The 15,839-nt window shown below is 39.8% G+C and carries 14 protein-coding genes; 11 read left to right on the top strand and 3 right to left on the bottom strand.

Annotated elements, in window-relative coordinates; translation table 11 throughout:
• Positions 1-125: 125 nt before the first annotated feature.
• Positions 126-677: an RNA polymerase sigma factor gene (locus tag AAHJ11_RS00235; RefSeq protein WP_195650111.1), complete on the top strand. Its 552-nt coding sequence runs from the start codon at positions 126-128 to the stop codon at positions 675-677.
• An 82-nt stretch (positions 678-759) separates the two neighbouring features.
• Positions 760-1,011: a hypothetical protein gene (locus AAHJ11_RS00230; RefSeq protein ID WP_148366726.1), complete on the top strand. Its 252-nt coding sequence runs from the start codon at positions 760-762 to the stop codon at positions 1,009-1,011.
• A 106-nt stretch (positions 1,012-1,117) separates the two neighbouring features.
• On the opposite strand, the gene AAHJ11_RS00225 is transcribed toward AAHJ11_RS00230, so the two are convergent.
• Positions 1,118-2,374 carry an MFS transporter gene (locus tag AAHJ11_RS00225; RefSeq protein ID WP_122137857.1) on the bottom strand — a complete coding sequence of 419 codons (1,257 nt, stop codon included), beginning with the start codon at positions 2,372-2,374 and terminating at the stop codon, positions 1,118-1,120.
• 77 nt (positions 2,375-2,451) lie between these two features.
• Here AAHJ11_RS00225 and AAHJ11_RS00220 point away from each other — a divergent pair, with 77 nt between their 5' ends.
• Genes AAHJ11_RS00220 through AAHJ11_RS00210 form a run of 3 tightly spaced genes read left to right on the top strand, consistent with a single transcriptional unit; the run spans position 2,452 to position 4,446 of the window.
• Positions 2,452-3,219 (top strand): threonine/serine exporter family protein, encoded by a 768-nt coding sequence (locus tag AAHJ11_RS00220; protein ID WP_217723518.1) that lies wholly within the window; start codon positions 2,452-2,454, stop codon positions 3,217-3,219.
• Position 3,220: 1 nt separating this feature from the next.
• A complete protein-coding gene (locus AAHJ11_RS00215) occupies positions 3,221-3,706 on the top strand; it encodes a threonine/serine exporter family protein (protein ID WP_004318282.1) in 486 nt (161 codons plus the stop codon).
• Positions 3,707-3,717: 11 nt separating this feature from the next.
• Complete coding sequence (locus tag AAHJ11_RS00210; RefSeq protein WP_148366723.1) at positions 3,718-4,446, top strand: DUF6064 family protein; 729 nt, start codon at positions 3,718-3,720, stop codon at positions 4,444-4,446.
• 83 nt (positions 4,447-4,529) lie between these two features.
• On the opposite strand, the gene AAHJ11_RS00205 is transcribed toward AAHJ11_RS00210, so the two are convergent.
• On the bottom strand, positions 4,530-5,339 hold the full coding sequence (locus AAHJ11_RS00205) for an SDR family oxidoreductase (RefSeq protein WP_413578853.1): 810 nt from the start codon (positions 5,337-5,339) through the stop codon (positions 4,530-4,532).
• A 62-nt stretch (positions 5,340-5,401) separates the two neighbouring features.
• Positions 5,402-6,022: an HAD family hydrolase gene (locus AAHJ11_RS00200; RefSeq protein WP_195650115.1), complete on the bottom strand. Its 621-nt coding sequence runs from the start codon at positions 6,020-6,022 to the stop codon at positions 5,402-5,404.
• Positions 6,023-6,277: 255 nt separating this feature from the next.
• On the opposite strand from AAHJ11_RS00200, the gene AAHJ11_RS00195 reads away from it, so the two are divergent.
• The 6 genes from AAHJ11_RS00195 (at position 6,278) to AAHJ11_RS00170 (ending at position 15,764) form a co-directional block, all read left to right on the top strand.
• Positions 6,278-7,381 (top strand): tetratricopeptide repeat protein, encoded by a 1,104-nt coding sequence (locus tag AAHJ11_RS00195; RefSeq protein WP_234132134.1) that lies wholly within the window; start codon positions 6,278-6,280, stop codon positions 7,379-7,381.
• Positions 7,382-7,900: 519 nt separating this feature from the next.
• Positions 7,901-11,038, top strand: a complete 3,138-nt coding sequence (locus tag AAHJ11_RS00190; protein WP_413578852.1) for a DUF2723 domain-containing protein — start codon at positions 7,901-7,903, stop codon at positions 11,036-11,038.
• 11 nt (positions 11,039-11,049) lie between these two features.
• Positions 11,050-11,295: a DUF3098 domain-containing protein gene (locus AAHJ11_RS00185; RefSeq protein WP_074559031.1), complete on the top strand. Its 246-nt coding sequence runs from the start codon at positions 11,050-11,052 to the stop codon at positions 11,293-11,295.
• A 100-nt stretch (positions 11,296-11,395) separates the two neighbouring features.
• On the top strand, positions 11,396-11,947 hold the full coding sequence (locus AAHJ11_RS00180; RefSeq protein ID WP_074559032.1) for an RNA polymerase sigma-70 factor: 552 nt from the start codon (positions 11,396-11,398) through the stop codon (positions 11,945-11,947).
• Between the two features lie 97 nt (positions 11,948-12,044).
• On the top strand, positions 12,045-13,019 hold the full coding sequence (locus AAHJ11_RS00175) for a FecR family protein (protein WP_413578851.1): 975 nt from the start codon (positions 12,045-12,047) through the stop codon (positions 13,017-13,019).
• 123 nt (positions 13,020-13,142) lie between these two features.
• Entirely contained in the window at positions 13,143-15,764 is a 2,622-nt protein-coding gene (locus AAHJ11_RS00170) for a carboxypeptidase-like regulatory domain-containing protein (protein ID WP_320974842.1), read from the top strand.
• Positions 15,765-15,839: the final 75 nt, after the last annotated feature.

Here is a 15,839-nt window from a genome sequence, read left to right as displayed (position 1 = left end):
TAAATTCTAGTAAAAGAGTGTTATAAAACATGATACTTGTTTTTTCAATCCACAAACCAGATTTTACCTAAGGTTGCGGTCGATACTGCTTAGTTTTGCAACATCAAATCAATCGAATTAATGCTATGATGGAACAGACTAATCATTCAACCGAAACTTTACTCGCTTCTTTTCAAGCGGGAAACATGGCAGCTTTTTCACAGCTGTATAATTTGCACATCAATGTCCTTTTTAATTACGGATTGAAGTTGACCACTGATAAAGAGTTGCTGAAAGATTGTATTCATGACATTTTCGTGAAACTCTATACAAAGAAAGATGAATTAGGCATCATTGATAATTTGAGATCATACTTATTCATCTCATTAAAGAATAAACTTTGTGATGAACTTCGCAAACGTATGTATATGTCTGATACGGCAGTAGAGGAAGTTAGCGTGGCTACTCCTACAGATGTAGAAGATGATTATATGGAAGAAGAACAGCGCAAGAATGAATTTTCATTGGTTAGACGTCTGCTGGATCAATTATCTCCCCGCCAGCGTGAAGCGCTTACCTTATATTATATAGAAGAAAAGAAATACGAGGATATTTGTGAGATTATGAATATGAATTATCAGTCTGTACGCAACTTAATGCATCGCGGATTGACAAAGTTGCGTACTCTGGCAAGTTAATTTTAGTAAAAAGATAAACTGGTTGAGTACATATACAGGATAACGTCGTCCTATTTATGTAAACGCTTAAAAAGGATGCGATATGTGCTCAAAGGTAAAAGATTTTTTGACGGATGATGATTTTATCAACTATGTGCTGGGTGTAACTCCACAATCAGCTTCCCAATGGGAAACTTATTTCAGAGAGCACCCGGAAGAGATGGCAGATGCAGAAGAAGCTAAAGCCGTGTTATTGGCTCCGGCAAATGTAGTCTGCGACTTCTCAATAGTTGAAAATAACGAATTAAAAGATAGGATTATTAGTAGTATAAAAGATTTTTCGGGTATTTTGTAGATAGGTTAGATAGTTAGATAAAGTGTTAGGTTAGTTAAGGCATTAAAAGATTGACGCAGTCTTTCACAGGAAGTTTAATTTTAAACACTGTGAAAGACTGTGTTTTTTATTTATCCTGTTCAGGCTTTCCTGTGGATTCCTGAATATCGAAAGCGCTGCTGAAGCTGACAATTAATACAATGCATCCACCCAATATGCCAATAATCATATAAGCAATACGAATATCGAATGCTTGTGAAATGGCACCGATAAGAAGAGGAGCAATCAGCGAACCTATAAAACTGATACTTGACAGAATGGTAAGTGCAATGCTGACCGGTGTTTTCGATTTGGCTCCTACGAAGCTATACAAAGTAGGTACAATGCAAGATATTCCCAAACCGACCAACATAAAACCTAATGAATTGATGATGACTTTCATAGCCATAGATTCAAAAACACCTCCTAACAAGGCAGAGATAAAAAAGCCGATACAAATAAAGCTACCCGCCAGTTGCAAGACTTTCTTCTTTCCCCAAAGCTGATAAGCGTAGTTAGTCAAAAAACGCCCTGTTGCCATCATAATCATGAACACAAGAAAACCGATCTGCAACGATTTAGGTACGTGAACTACTGATTCGAAATAAACGGCACTCCAATCAAACATCGCACTTTCTACAATCAGTGCAAACAGCCCGACAAGTCCTAGCTGCAAAAGCAACATTTCCGGTTTTTGAAACAATAACCGGAAGCCATTGGGGGCTTTGGCCATACTTCTTTCCTTCGTTTCAAAAACCTCCACTTGCTGCGGTGCGCTCTCCTGCAAATAGTTTCGTCCGGAAAGCACTATTATAAAGATGACAATGAATATAAGTGTATAGTGCCAGATAGGGGAGACTCCTGCCAGAATCATCACAAAACCGATAAGTGCCCCGGCACATGCTCCTAAGCTCCATCCTCCATGAAAAGTTGCCATAATGGTTTTACCATACAGGCGTTCCACTTCAATCCCTTGTGTATTGAATGATATATCGCACAAATTCCAAAACACACCGAAGCAAAATAGTAAAAAGCCCAGCAGATAGACTTCATGAGCCAGTCCGATGCAAAGCAAGGAAGAAGCATATCCCAGAATACTGACCTGTACCATACTCCGGCTTCCCAACTTCGAAACAAGATAGCCCGCCAAAGGTATCGCCACAAATTTTCCTACAGGAATCATAAACAAGATCAATCCCCAATAAAAGGCATAATTTGCAGCAAAAACATCTTTGAAATCAGGAATCCGGCTAGCCCAACTTGCCATACAAAGTCCTTGAGCAAAGAAAAAAGTCAATATGGCAAAACGTATTCTCTCTTTGGGATGCGTAAATTGGTTATTCATGCATTTTTTATTTTTAATCGCGGCAAAGGTATCTATTTTTTTTGTACTTTTGCGCCCGATTAAAAAATATCATATTCATGAAGACAGGCGAATCTTTATTATCCATAGGTAAATTTATTGCAGAATATTCAGCCCATTTAATGGGAGCCGGAGTACACACCTCGCGGGTAGTACGCAATACAAAGCGTATCGGAGAGGCTTTCGGGTTAGATGTAAAATTAAGCGTATTTCATAGAAATATCATTCTGACTATTATAGACAAAGACACAAACGAGGCTTGTAATGAGGTTATAGACATTCCTGCACACCCGATCAGTTTTGAGCATAATTCAGAGTTAAGTGCCTTGAGCTGGGAAGCAGTAGACCATCATTTGTCATTGGAGGAATTGAAAGATAGATATAAAAAGATTATTTCTGCTCCGCGGATACACCCTCTTTTCGTTTTATTATTAGTAGGATTTGCCAATGCGTCTTTCTGTAAATTGTTCGGTGGTGATTTAATTTCCATGGGAATTGTATTTTCTGCTACTATTACAGGATTCTACCTGAAACAACAAATGCAGATGAAGAAGATCAACCATTACGTCGTATTTATTGTCTCGGCTTTTGTTGCTTCCCTGTGTGCTTCCACCGCGCTGATTTTCGATACAACCTCGGAGATCGCAATGGCAACCAGCGTACTTTATCTTGTGCCCGGTGTTCCTTTGATTAATGGCGTGATTGATGTAGTAGAAGGATACGTGTTAACAGGATTTGCCCGTCTGACAGAAGCTTCTTTGTTAATTGTCAGCATCGCTATCGGACTTTCCTTCACATTATTAATGGTAAAAAACAGTTTAATTTGATATGATAGCACTTGACATTCTTACTGATGGATTTTTTGCAGCAGTAGCAGGTATAGGATTTGGTGCGATTTCCGATCCTCCTTTGCGTGCATTCAAGATGATTGCTATACTGGCAGCATTGGGGCACGCTTGTCGTTTTTGCTTAATGACTTATTTAGGTGTGGATATTGCCACAGGTTCTTTGTTTGCTGGATTAGTTATCGGCTTCGGCAGTTTGTGGCTGGGGAAAAAAGTATATTGCCCGATGACAGTACTTTACATTCCGGCATTGCTTCCCATGATTCCGGGTAAGTTTGCCTACAACATGGTATTTTCACTCATCATGTGCCTGCAGAATGTGAATGATCCGGATAAGCTGGACAAGTTCATGTCAATGTTCTTCTCTAACACTCTGATAGCAAGTACAGTGATTTTCATGTTGGCAGTAGGAGCTACTTTCCCGATGTTCCTGTTCCCACATAGGGCCTTTTCATTAACAAGACATTAAAAACTACTTTTATGGAGATTTTTTGGAGAACAATTGCATATTATAATTCAGCTACCTGGCTTTTACAGATAGTTATTATCCTGATTGGTATTGCATTGACCGGATTGCTTATCGGTAAACCACGCCCGTGGGTGAAAATGGCGATGAAGTTCTATATGATAGGTCTTTATACATGGATTTCTGTGGTCTACTATTATATCTATTGTGAAGAGCGCAGTTATAATGGGGTGATGGCAATGTTCTGGGGCGTTATGGCTGTCATTTGGGTATGGGATGCAATCACGGGATATACGACCTTCGAGCGTACCCACAAATATGATCTATTGTCTTACGTCCTGTTGGCAATGCCTTTTATATATCCTCTGGTTTCACTGGCACGCGGACTCTCGTTCCCGGAAATGACTTCTCCGGTAATGCCTTGTTCGGTAGTTGTGTTTACCATCGGATTATTACTGCTGTTTGCACAAAAAGTCAATATGTTTCTGGTATTGTTCCTTTGCCACTGGTCATTGATCGGATTATCCAAAACTTATTTCTTCCAGATTCCGGAAGATTTCCTGTTGGCAAGTGCCACAATTCCCGGATTGTATCTTTTCTTCAGAGAATATTTCCTGAACAATCTGCATGCCGACACCAAGCCGAAAGCCAAATATATCAATTGGCTATTGATAAGCGTTTGCGTCGGACTGGCTGTGCTGCTGACTACTACCATGTTTTTAGAATTAGTTCCGAAGAATTGATCCGGAACACATAGAAGATATTCAAATCAAAAAAGTCTTTCTAGCTTTAATGGCTATGAAAGACTTTTTGCATTATATCACATTTACTTAATTGCGTAGAATATCCGCAGAGCATACTGCATCACCGCATCAGGCAACCACTTTTTACTCTTTGCAAACAACACCTGTATCCAGGGACCTACTTTCGTTCGGAAAGGAGGATTTGTACGCTCCACTATTTTACAGATTGCAGCAGCCAACTTCCATGGATGGCATCCATTACGTTCCTCTTTTTCTATGATCTCCAATGATTTCCGGAAGCTTTCTCCATAATCGGCATCCAGTCTTGTCTGTTCGGAAATATTCCGGTTATCTGTAAATCCGGTGTTGAAGTCTCCCGGTTCTACCACGCAAACCTTTATATTGAACGGATGAACCTCTAAAGCCAATGCTTCGCTATATCCTTCCACCGCAAATTTGGAAGCAGAATAAAATCCCTGATAAGGGATGCCCATAACACCACCAATAGAGCTGATATTGATGATCTTCCCTTTTCGGTTTTTACGCATGACAGGCAATACCTCCCGGCACATATTCACTACACCAAAGAAATTGGTATTCATCTGTATGTTTACTTCCTCTTCCGTAGCAAGTTCTAATGCACCGCCAATACCCATCCCGGCATTATTAATCAGTACGTCAATCCGTCCCTGTTCCGATAGAATCCTATCAACAGCTTGGCGGATAGAAAGTGAATTGGTAACATCGACAACCAGCATTTTCACCTCATTCATGTCTTCGGAAAGTTTCCGACTTGTTCCATAAACGATGTGCCCTTGTGCTGATAACATTTGAGCGGTAATCTTTCCAAACCCAGAAGATGCTCCGGTTATAAGTATAACTTGTGGTTGCATATAACTTGTATTTCCGACAAATATAAAGAGAATAACCGAATGTTTTGTTTTAACCAATAAGGTTATTTCTCTAAAATAGCAGTCATTTTCTCCCGCCAATCTTCACCATTCTTCGGCTGGAAAGTTTCAAATCCCAGTTCTTTGCCGATTTGGATATTCGAGGCGCCGTCATCCACAAATAAAGTTTCAGAAGGAATGATATTGCAATCGTTCACCATATAATCGAATATTTCCGGTGCAGGTTTTGTATGACCGACCTGATAAGACAGATATAGTTTGTCACAGTAATCATTCAACGGCTTTTTCCTTAACGAGAAATCAGGGCTGCATGCCCATGACATAACGAAAGGATTGGTATTACTTAAAATATACACATGATATGACTTTCTCAATTCCAATATATAATCGAGTTTATTTAGATTCACTTCATTGAAAAAGCCCAGCCATGCCTGTTTGGTTTCCTCCATCGTCAATGGACGACCACATAAATCCCCCAGTTGTTTCCGAAACTCATCCGCACTTAGCTTACCTTCTTCCAGTTCTTGAAAGATGCCGGTCTGGTGATATTTATCCAGACGGGTGTCGGCATCTGCCAGTCCCAGTTTGATAAATGCCTGAACAGCTTTGTCGCGGTCAATATCTACAATCACCCCTCCAAAATCAAATACAATGTTTTTAATCATGATATATAATTTTTTTGTTTGCTACAAAGATACGGCTTATCTTCTTAATTAGCAGTGCACAATGGCTTGATATTTGTCAAAAAAACATAGTGACGCTATCCTTGCCAAATAGTGTCACTATCACACCCGGATAGCGTAGCTATAAGGAGCGGATAGCGTCACTATACTTTTTGTATGACTTAGGGAAGGATAAATACCGATTATTTTTTATATTTGCAAATCCAATCAATCCTTTGTAAAGACAGAAATAGAGTTATGAATAACCTTCGAATTTTATTGTATATGATGCTCCTTTCATTGGCTGCATGCCATCCGGAAGGAACGAGTGTGAAGCAAGGGTTAGACAAAGCCGCACAGCTCATGGCGCAGGACCCGGATACGGCATCTATTATTCTTGAGACTATTCAGACAAGTCAAATGAATGAAGCCCAACTGGCAGAATATAATTTATTATGTACCCAGCTCAACGAGGACAAAAGCATTCCTCATTCTTCTGATAAGCAGATCAGGCAGGCGGCATCTTATTATGAGAAAAATGGCAATGAATATCAAAAATCAAAAGCATATTATTATCTTGCCTGTGTGGAAAGTGATCTGGAACAGAAAGAGGAAGCAGAAATCCACTTTAAGGAGGCAATCCAACTTGCCAAAGAAACCGAGGAATACGATCATCTGGCAAAAATCTGCAAACGATGTAGTCTTTATTATCAGAAATACGGTAACTTTGATGAAGCACTGGAAATGGAAAGAAAGGCATACGCCAGTCAGTTGATGTTGAATGACGGTAAAAACGATTCCTCAGTGATTCTTTCTTCTGCTTTAGGAATGTTTGGTGTGATGTCTTTATTGCTTGGACTACTCTGGAAGAAAAACCGGCACGTACTTTCCCAACTGGATCTTTTCAAAGAAGAAATACTGAAGAAAGATGTTGAATCGGATAAGCTGATGTTGCAATGTAACCACCTTGAAGAGAAGTATCAGTCTCTTCAACTACATATCTATGAAAGTTCTCCCGTTGTCTCAAAAGTACGACAGTTTAAAGAACGGAATGTTTTGTCTTCTAAGATCCCTTCTTTCTCCGAGAAAGACTGGACAGAGTTATTGCGACTTCAGGAAAATGTTTATGGACTTGTATCTAAATTAAAAGAAATAGGTCCGAAGCTCACGGAAGAGGATTTAAGGGTATGTGCTTTTCTGCGGGAGGGAGTCCAACCTGCTTGCTTTTCTGATTTAATGAAACTGACTACAGAAACGCTGACCCGGAGAATCTCCAGAATAAAAACGGAGAAACTGATGTTGGCAAATTCTAAAGAGTCACTGGAAGATATTGTGAAATCATTGGGGGCTCCTTCATTTTAGTACAGCAATTAATTATTATCTGGTAATGATTCATTATCTCCTTACTACATTTAAGGATTCTCGTTGCAGAGATTAATGGTTTTTAGTACAGAAATTAGTAATCTTTTATGCAGTCGGGTAGTTGTCCCGTTATAACGGGACGATGGTCATCCTATAGGGTGACAAATGTCACTTTATAAGGTGATATTTGTCATTCTGTAATATGATTATCTGTCTTCAAAAAGATTGAAATCACTAAAGATACGAAATTAAATAGTAAAAAGCAAGAGTGACACTTGTTTTTCCTAATATCCTAATGAATCCATATGTGACACCTTGGCATTCTCATGCCATTTACTATCCTATGCCATTGCTTTATTTGTACCTGATTTATCTTCTGTCTGTTTTCGTCTATTCTTTCATCTTTGTTATTGTTGATTATCAATATCTTATCGTTAACTCCCGTCCGTAACCGTCCGGTAAAAAATACCTGTTTTAGCAGTATGTCCTGTAACTTTGCAAACAAAAAAGTACAGAACAATGAGCAACTTATTATTTAAAAGATGGAATGATTTCGGTGGGTGGCTGGTCTTTCTGATAGCAGCGTTTGTGTATGGAATGACCATCGAACCAACCGCAAGTTTTTGGGATTGTCCCGAATTTATTTCTTGTGCTGAAAAATTACAGATAGGGCATCCACCGGGAGCACCTTTCTATATGCTTGTCGGAAACCTGTTTACCCAGTTTGCTTCCGATGCTTCGCAAGTATCGGGAATGGTTAACTTTTTAAATGCACTATTGAGTGCCGGTTGTATCTTGTTTCTTTTCTGGAGTATTACCCGATTAGTGAGAGCCTTGCTTGTGGGCGATGAACGGAAATTATCTGTCATGGATGTTATTATCATTCTGGGAGCAGGTTTTGTGGGAGCTTTAGCTTATACTTTCAGTGATACATTCTGGTTTAGTGCGGTAGAGGGGGAGGTATATGCTTTCTCTTCTTTCCTTACAGCCTTGGTATTTTGGATGATTCTTCGCTGGCAGGATGAAGCAGATTCTGTGTCCGGTGACCGCTGGATTATCCTGATAGCCTATATTATAGGTCTTTCAATCGGAGTGCATTTGCTTAATCTGCTTTGTATTCCTGCCATTGTATTAGTGTTCTATTACCAAAAATATCAGACTCTATCACTCAAGGGAGTTATTGGGGCCATTGCATTATCCGGTATTCTTATTGTATTGATTCTTTTTATTTATATACCCGGAATGGCTGATGTAGGAGGATGGTTCGAATTATTCTTTGTCAATGTGATGGGATTACCCTTCCAGTCAGGATTGATCGTCTTTCTGGGTTTGGTCCTGTTTTTACTGATAGGAGCCATTTATCGGTTTAGAAAACGCATTGTGAATACCGGTTTGTGGTGTTTACTCATGCTCACCATAGGATATACCACCTATGCGGTCATACTCATTCGTGCCAATGCTAATACGCCGCTCAACGAGAATGCACCGGATAATATTTTCACGCTCAAAAGCTACCTGAATCGCGAACAGTATGAAAGTGCTCCTTTACTTTATGGGAGAACCTATGCATCCGAACCGGAGTATGTGCCCGAAGGAGACTATTACAAGGTAAAGACCGAAAAAGGGACTGCCATCTATCGGCCGGATAAGAAGGAAGGCAAGTATAAAATTATCCGCTATAAAGAAGACGTGTGCTACACTCAAAATATGTTGTTTCCACGAATGTGGAATGATCGTTCGGCCGCTTCTTACAAAGGATGGTCCGGAGGAGGTGCAAATGAGGCTCCCACACAAAAAGAGAACCTGACTTATTTTATCACATACCAACTCAACTACATGTACTGGCGCTATTTTCTATGGAATTTTGTCGGACGACAGAATGATATTCAAGGAAGCGGTGAACCGGAACATGGTAACTGGATTACAGGAATTTCCTGGCTCGATAATCTGCGGCTGGGGGATCAAAAACTTTTGCCGGAATCTTTGCGTGAGAACAAAGGTCACAATGTGTTCTATGGCTTACCATTATTATTAGGATTACTCGGTATCTATTGGCAATGGACACGCGGGAAAAAAGGCAAGCAGCAATTCAGTGTCTTATTTTTCCTTTTCTTCATGACGGGATTGGCTATTGTGCTCTATCTGAATCAGACTCCCGGACAACCTCGTGAACGGGATTATGCGTATGCAGGTTCGTTTTATGCGTTCGCTATCTGGATTGGAATGGGAGCCGCCGGATGCTGTGACATGTTTCGCAGAAAACAGGCAAAAATCTTTCCGGTCAGCTTACTTATGCTGCTTTGCCTGTTTGTCCCCATACAAATGGCAAGTCAGACTTGGAATGACCACGATCGAAGCAACCGGTATACCTGTCGTGACTTTGGAGCTAACTATCTGATGACACTTCCCGACAAAGGAAATCCGATTATATTCTGTAACGGGGATAATGATACGTTTCCCTTGTGGTATAATCAGGATACGGAAGAAGTACGCAGAGATGTACGTATCTGCAATTTAAGTTATGCGCAGACCGACTGGTACATTTATCAGCAACAATGTCCTCTGTACGATGCTCCCGGACTGCCGATCAGTTGGGATCAAAATCAATACCAGGAAGGGAAGAACGAATATGTGGCTGTTCGTCCGGAATTGAAGAAACAGATAGAAGCATTGTATCAGAAACATCCCGAAGAAGCCCGTGATAGTTTTGGAGATGATCCGTATGAAATAAAGAATATCCTGAAATATTGGGTGTTTGCGGAGAAACAGGAATTCCATGTGATACCTACCGATACAATAAATATCCATATTGATAAGGATGCAGTACTCCGTTCGGGAATGATGTTGCCTGAAGCCATTCGTCATTTAAAAGGGGAAGAACTAAGAGATGCAATACCGGATAAACTGTCTATTTCTCTAAAAGATATACGTCTGCTGACTAAAGTAGACTTACTCATGCTCGAGATTTTGGCTAACTGTAACTGGGAACGTCCCCTGTACATGGCTATCTCGGTAGGCAACTCCGGTAAACTGAAGTTTGATGACTACTTTGTTCAGGAAGGGTTAGCATTCCGGTTTACTCCTTTCAACTATAAAGAATGGGGAGACGTAGAAGAAGGCAACGGATATGCCATAGATACGGAGAAGCTCTACGAGAATGTGATGAACAGATATAAATACGGAGGATTGGATACTCCCGGACTTTATCTGGACGAAACAACCCTGCGCATCTGTTATTCTCATCGAAGGCTTTTTGCGCAACTGGCTAAAGAATTGGTGAAACAAGGAGACGACATCCGTGCCAGAAAAGTATTGGAATATGCTGGGCAAGCTATTCCGGCATATAATGTTCCCGAAGTATTCGAGAGTGGTTCGTATGATATAGCCACCGCTTATGCTTCCATAGGAGAAACAGAGAAAGCGATTCCTTTATTGAATCATCTGATAGCAGAATCGGAAAATTATATCGACTGGGCTTTCTCATTGGGAGATAACCGGATAGAGATGGTTCAACGGGATTGTTTGTATAGGTTCTGGCAATGGAATCAGTGCAATGAATTACTGAAGAATATGGATAAAAAGAGATATGAACAAAGTAATCAGCAATTTGAAAAGAAATATATGCGCTTTACTCAACTAATGAATGATCACAACTAAATTCAAAGAATATGAAATCGAAAAGAATAAGAGAAGAAGAAATAAAAACTGTATTGGGCAAAAGAAATTACGTCATCTTAATTATCGGCTCGATATTGATTATCATAGGATATATATTAATGAGCGGCGAGGGGAGTACCTCTGCCGCCTATAATCCCGATATATTTAGTGGAACACGTATACGCATTGCCCCGTTATTGTGTTTATTGGGGTATCTGCTGAATGTATTTGGTATTCTCTATCGGTCATTAAAATAGAATAAATCTTTCTAATATCATTAATATTTCAAAAAAGACCATCTTTATAAAATAAATTATTGCTTCTTTTGTCCCAATGAAATGAAAGTTGGGAAATAGTATGAATAACAATATTGATATAAAAACGTTGGAGGCCTTTCAGGATGGGAATCACAAGGCCTTTGAGACTATTTTTATTGCATACTACAACAAAACCAAAGCATTTATTGACGGATATATAAAATCGGAGCCTGATGCAGAAGAGCTGACAGAGGATTTATTTGTCAATCTTTGGATCAACCGTCATTCGATTGATATGTCTAAATCATTCAATTCTTATTTGCACACCATTGCAAGAAATGCAGCAATCAACTTTCTGAAACATAAATATGTGTCCGATGCCTACCTGAACCATAATCAAGAAACAGGATATAGCTCTACTTCCGAAGAAGACCTTATTGCCAAGGAATTGGAAATGTTGATTGACAAACTTGTCGGAGGAATGCCCGAACAACGGAGAATGATCTATACATTAAGTCGCAATGAAGGATTATCCAATGCCGAGATTGCCGAACGACTGAACACTACCAAAAGAAATGTTGAAAGCCAGCTAAGCCTCGCTTTGAAAGAGATACGGAAGGTCATTTCATGTTTTCTGTTATCATTATTGTAACTTTATTTTCTTCTTTACTTATTTTTTCATAAAAAATATTCATTTTCTTATTGAGCTTTTTGCCACCAAACTGTATATATAGTAAAGTGCAGCAAAAATGAAGAAAAGTAATATCACCAAAATCATCAGAATGTTCCTTTCCGCCCGCTTTCCATCTGAAACGGAAGAGAAAGTGCAGAAATGGATCATTAAAGATAAAAACCAACAGGCGAAAGCAAAAGCTTCATTGGATTATTGGAATGAATTGGACGTAGAAGCCGATTCGAGCACTTATGCCTCACTGGAACGGGTAAATTTAAGAACCGGATACAACAAGGAACATCTGGCGAGTATCGCTTCTTATCAGAGGTTTGCCCATGTTGCCGCTGTTGTTGTTCCATTGCTTTTATTGGCAGGAGGAATGTTCTGCTATCTTTCTCCCCAAAACGAGATGATAGAAGTATCCGTTGCTTACGGAGAACAGAAGCGTCTAATCTTGCCGGACAGTTCGGAAGTATGGTTGAATGCGGGAAGCACCATTTTATATCCGGAAACTTTTGCCAAAGATAAACGTTTGGTCATTCTTAACGGTGAAGCTTATTTCTCTGTCCAAAAAGATACTGCAAGTCCTTTCATCGTGGAAACTTCCCAACTTTCCGTGAAGGTTCTTGGAACCAAATTCAACGTGAAAGCCTATCCTAATGATGAAAAAATAACGACTACACTGACGAGCGGCAAGGTAGAAGTGAGCGTCCAGTCCCAACCTCCCCGGATACTTAAACCCAATGAACAGCTTACATACGATAAGAAGTCGTCAGACATCCATATATCAGTGATAGATACTAATGATACCAACAGTTGGGTGGTGGGAAAACTGATCTTTACCAATGCTACTGCCGGAGAAATATTCCGAACCCTCGAAAGACACTATAACACCACGATTGATAATGAGGCAAATATCCCTGTGTCCAAACGATATACTGTCAAATTTCTGAAAGATGAAGATCTGGATGAAATACTGAATATATTGAAAGATATCATCGGCTTTGATTATCAACAACATGAAAATAAAATAGTATTAACCCAACCATAAAAGAAACAGCCTATGAACAAAAAGAACCGGGAAGCAGCTTGAGACCCTCTTCCCAGTTCTGAAATGTCTATCCTCATTCAACAAGTGACGTAAAATGAAGTATCAACATACAAATATAGAATAATGAATCGAATTAATACGAATAAACGGGCAGCTAAGCTCGCCATTTTTTTATTTTTTGCTTTTCTCTCTCTTACAACAGTCGCGCAGAATAAAGAAAAAAAGATTACCATACAAAATAAAAGGATATCATTAAAAGAGGCCTTTGCCCAAATTGAATCACAAACCGGATATAGCATCGCTTACGAACAATCGAATCTGGATTTAGAAAAGAAGCAGTCTTTATCTCTTAAAAATGTAGCTGTCGACAAAGCGATGACTCAACTATTAAAAGAAACCGGATATGTATATAAAATAAAAGGATATCATATTATTATTTCTTTGCAGGATAACCGGCAAAAGCCTGCCAATGACGATACACAAAAATTGACTCAAACGATAAGAGGAATCGTTGTTGATTCCAAAACCAATACGCCAATAGAATATGCCTCCGTCTGTATAGCAGAGAAACCTTCACTGGGAGGCTCAACTGACAACCGGGGAAATTTCCGGATTAATAACGTCCCGATAGGACGTTATAATATTCAGGCATCTTTTATGGGGTATCGCCCAAGTATCATTAGCGAAGTGTCTGTCACATCATCCAAAGAAGTATTTGTAGAAATCCCTATGGATGAAAATGTGCAGGATTTGGCCGAAGTGCTTGTCAAACCGGAAATAAAAAAAGACCGGACAGTCAACCCGATGGCTATTACGGGAGGACGTATGATTAGTATTGAAGAAGCGTCCCGATTTGCCAATGGGTTTGATGATCCGGCACGGTTAAGTTCTGCATTTGCTGGAGTGGCAGGAGATGTCGGTACCAACGCAGTTGCTATCCGGGGAAACGCTCCGCAATTTACCCAATGGAGACTGGAGGGAATTGAAATACCTAACCCGACTCATTTTGCCGATTTAGCAGGGCTGGGAGGAGGATTCTTGTCCGCTTTAAGTACACAAGTTATCGGAAACTCCGATTTCTACAATGGAGCTTTCCCAGCGGAATACACTAATGCCTTATCCGGTGTTTTCGATATGCATTTGCGCAATGGTAATAATCAGAAGTACGAACATGCCTTTCAGGTCGGACTCATGGGCATAGATTTAGCTTCGGAAGGTCCTATCAGTAAAAAACGGGAAAGTTCCTATCTGGTGAATTATCGCTTTTCTACTACTTCACTGGCATCGGGTAATGACATCAACCTGAAATATCAGGATTTAGCCTTCAAACTAAATTTTCCCACACGTAAAGCCGGAACCTTTTCGATTTGGGGATTAGGATTGATAGACAGGAATAAAGCAGATGTTTTGGAACGTTCCGAATGGGAAACGATGGGAGACCGGTCGTCGGGATATAATAAACTGGATAAACTGGCAGGTGGCTTAGCGCACAAATATGTACTGGATGAAAATACTTATATCCGTTCTTCTCTATCCGCTACCTATTCCAAAGACCGTTCATTGGCGGACTTACATACCGACGACGCTATTATTAATGTGGCAGATATTCAGAATAGCAGATGGAATTTAGTATTCAATTCATATCTGAATAAGAAATTCAGTCCGAGGCATACCAACAGAACAGGGATTACCATTACGGAACTTAAATATGATCTTGATTACAAAGTCAGCCCTTATTTGGGATTAAACAAACCTATGGAACAAATATCGAAAGGCAGTGGAGAAAGTACAGTCCTCTCGGCATATAGTAATTCCGTAATAAACTTGAGCAACAATCTGACAACCAGTTTAGGGGTTACCGGACAATATTTTACTTTAAACAAGAACTGGTCGATAGAACCGAGAGTTGCCCTTAAATGGAAAATAAATCCTGCACATTCTTTAGCAGCAGCTTACGGCTTGCATAGCCGCCGGGAAAGGCTCGACTATTACTTTGTTGAACAGATAATCAATGGTAAAAAGAAATCAAATCGGTACCTGGACTTCTCAAAGGCACATCATTTCGGATTCACTTATGACTGGAATATCAATCAGAGCCTACATCTGAAAATAGAACCCTATTATCAATACTTGTTCCACATACCGGTTGAGGAAAACTCCTCCTTTTCGATTATCAATTACGAAGAATTCTATTTAGACCGCATATTGACAAACACCGGAATAGCCAAAAACTATGGAATAGATATAACACTGGAACAATACATGAAGAATGGCTTCTACTATATGCTTACAGCTTCATTATTCAAATCGAAATATAGGGGAGGAGACCGTATCTGGCGAAATACGAGACTGGATAAAAGTTTTTTAGTGAACCTGCTCGCCGGAAAAGAATGGATGGTTGGCAGACTCAAACAGAATGTATTAAGTGTAAACGGTCGCCTGTTCTTTCAGGGAGGAGGACGCTATACACCTGTGGATGAAGAAAAAAGTCAGGAAGAAAAAGACATTGTCTTTGACGAGAGCAAAGCATATACTAAACGATTCAATCCATCTATAAACGGTGATGTTTCCATCAGCTTCCGGATCAATAAGAAAAGAGTATCCCACGAGTTTTCTCTGAAGATACTGAATGTGGGTATGCGTACCGGAATGCATTTCTATCAATACAATGAAAGAACGAGCGTAGTAGAAGAAAAAGACGGAGCGGGTCTGATTCCGAACATCAGCTACAAAATTTATTTCTAAAGAACTGAATAATAAAAGGTTTGTTCACACAATAGACTGGCACCCAACAGACAACTGCTTTCAGTAATTATGGTA

Source organism: Bacteroides sp. 90-K9/2, from assembly GCF_047310725.1.
In the GTDB taxonomy this organism is placed as follows: Bacteria; Bacteroidota; Bacteroidia; order Bacteroidales; family Bacteroidaceae; genus Bacteroides; species Bacteroides vicugnae.
The sequence above is the reverse complement of the archived record's forward strand: the minus strand, read 5'-3'. Positions and strand labels throughout refer to the sequence as shown.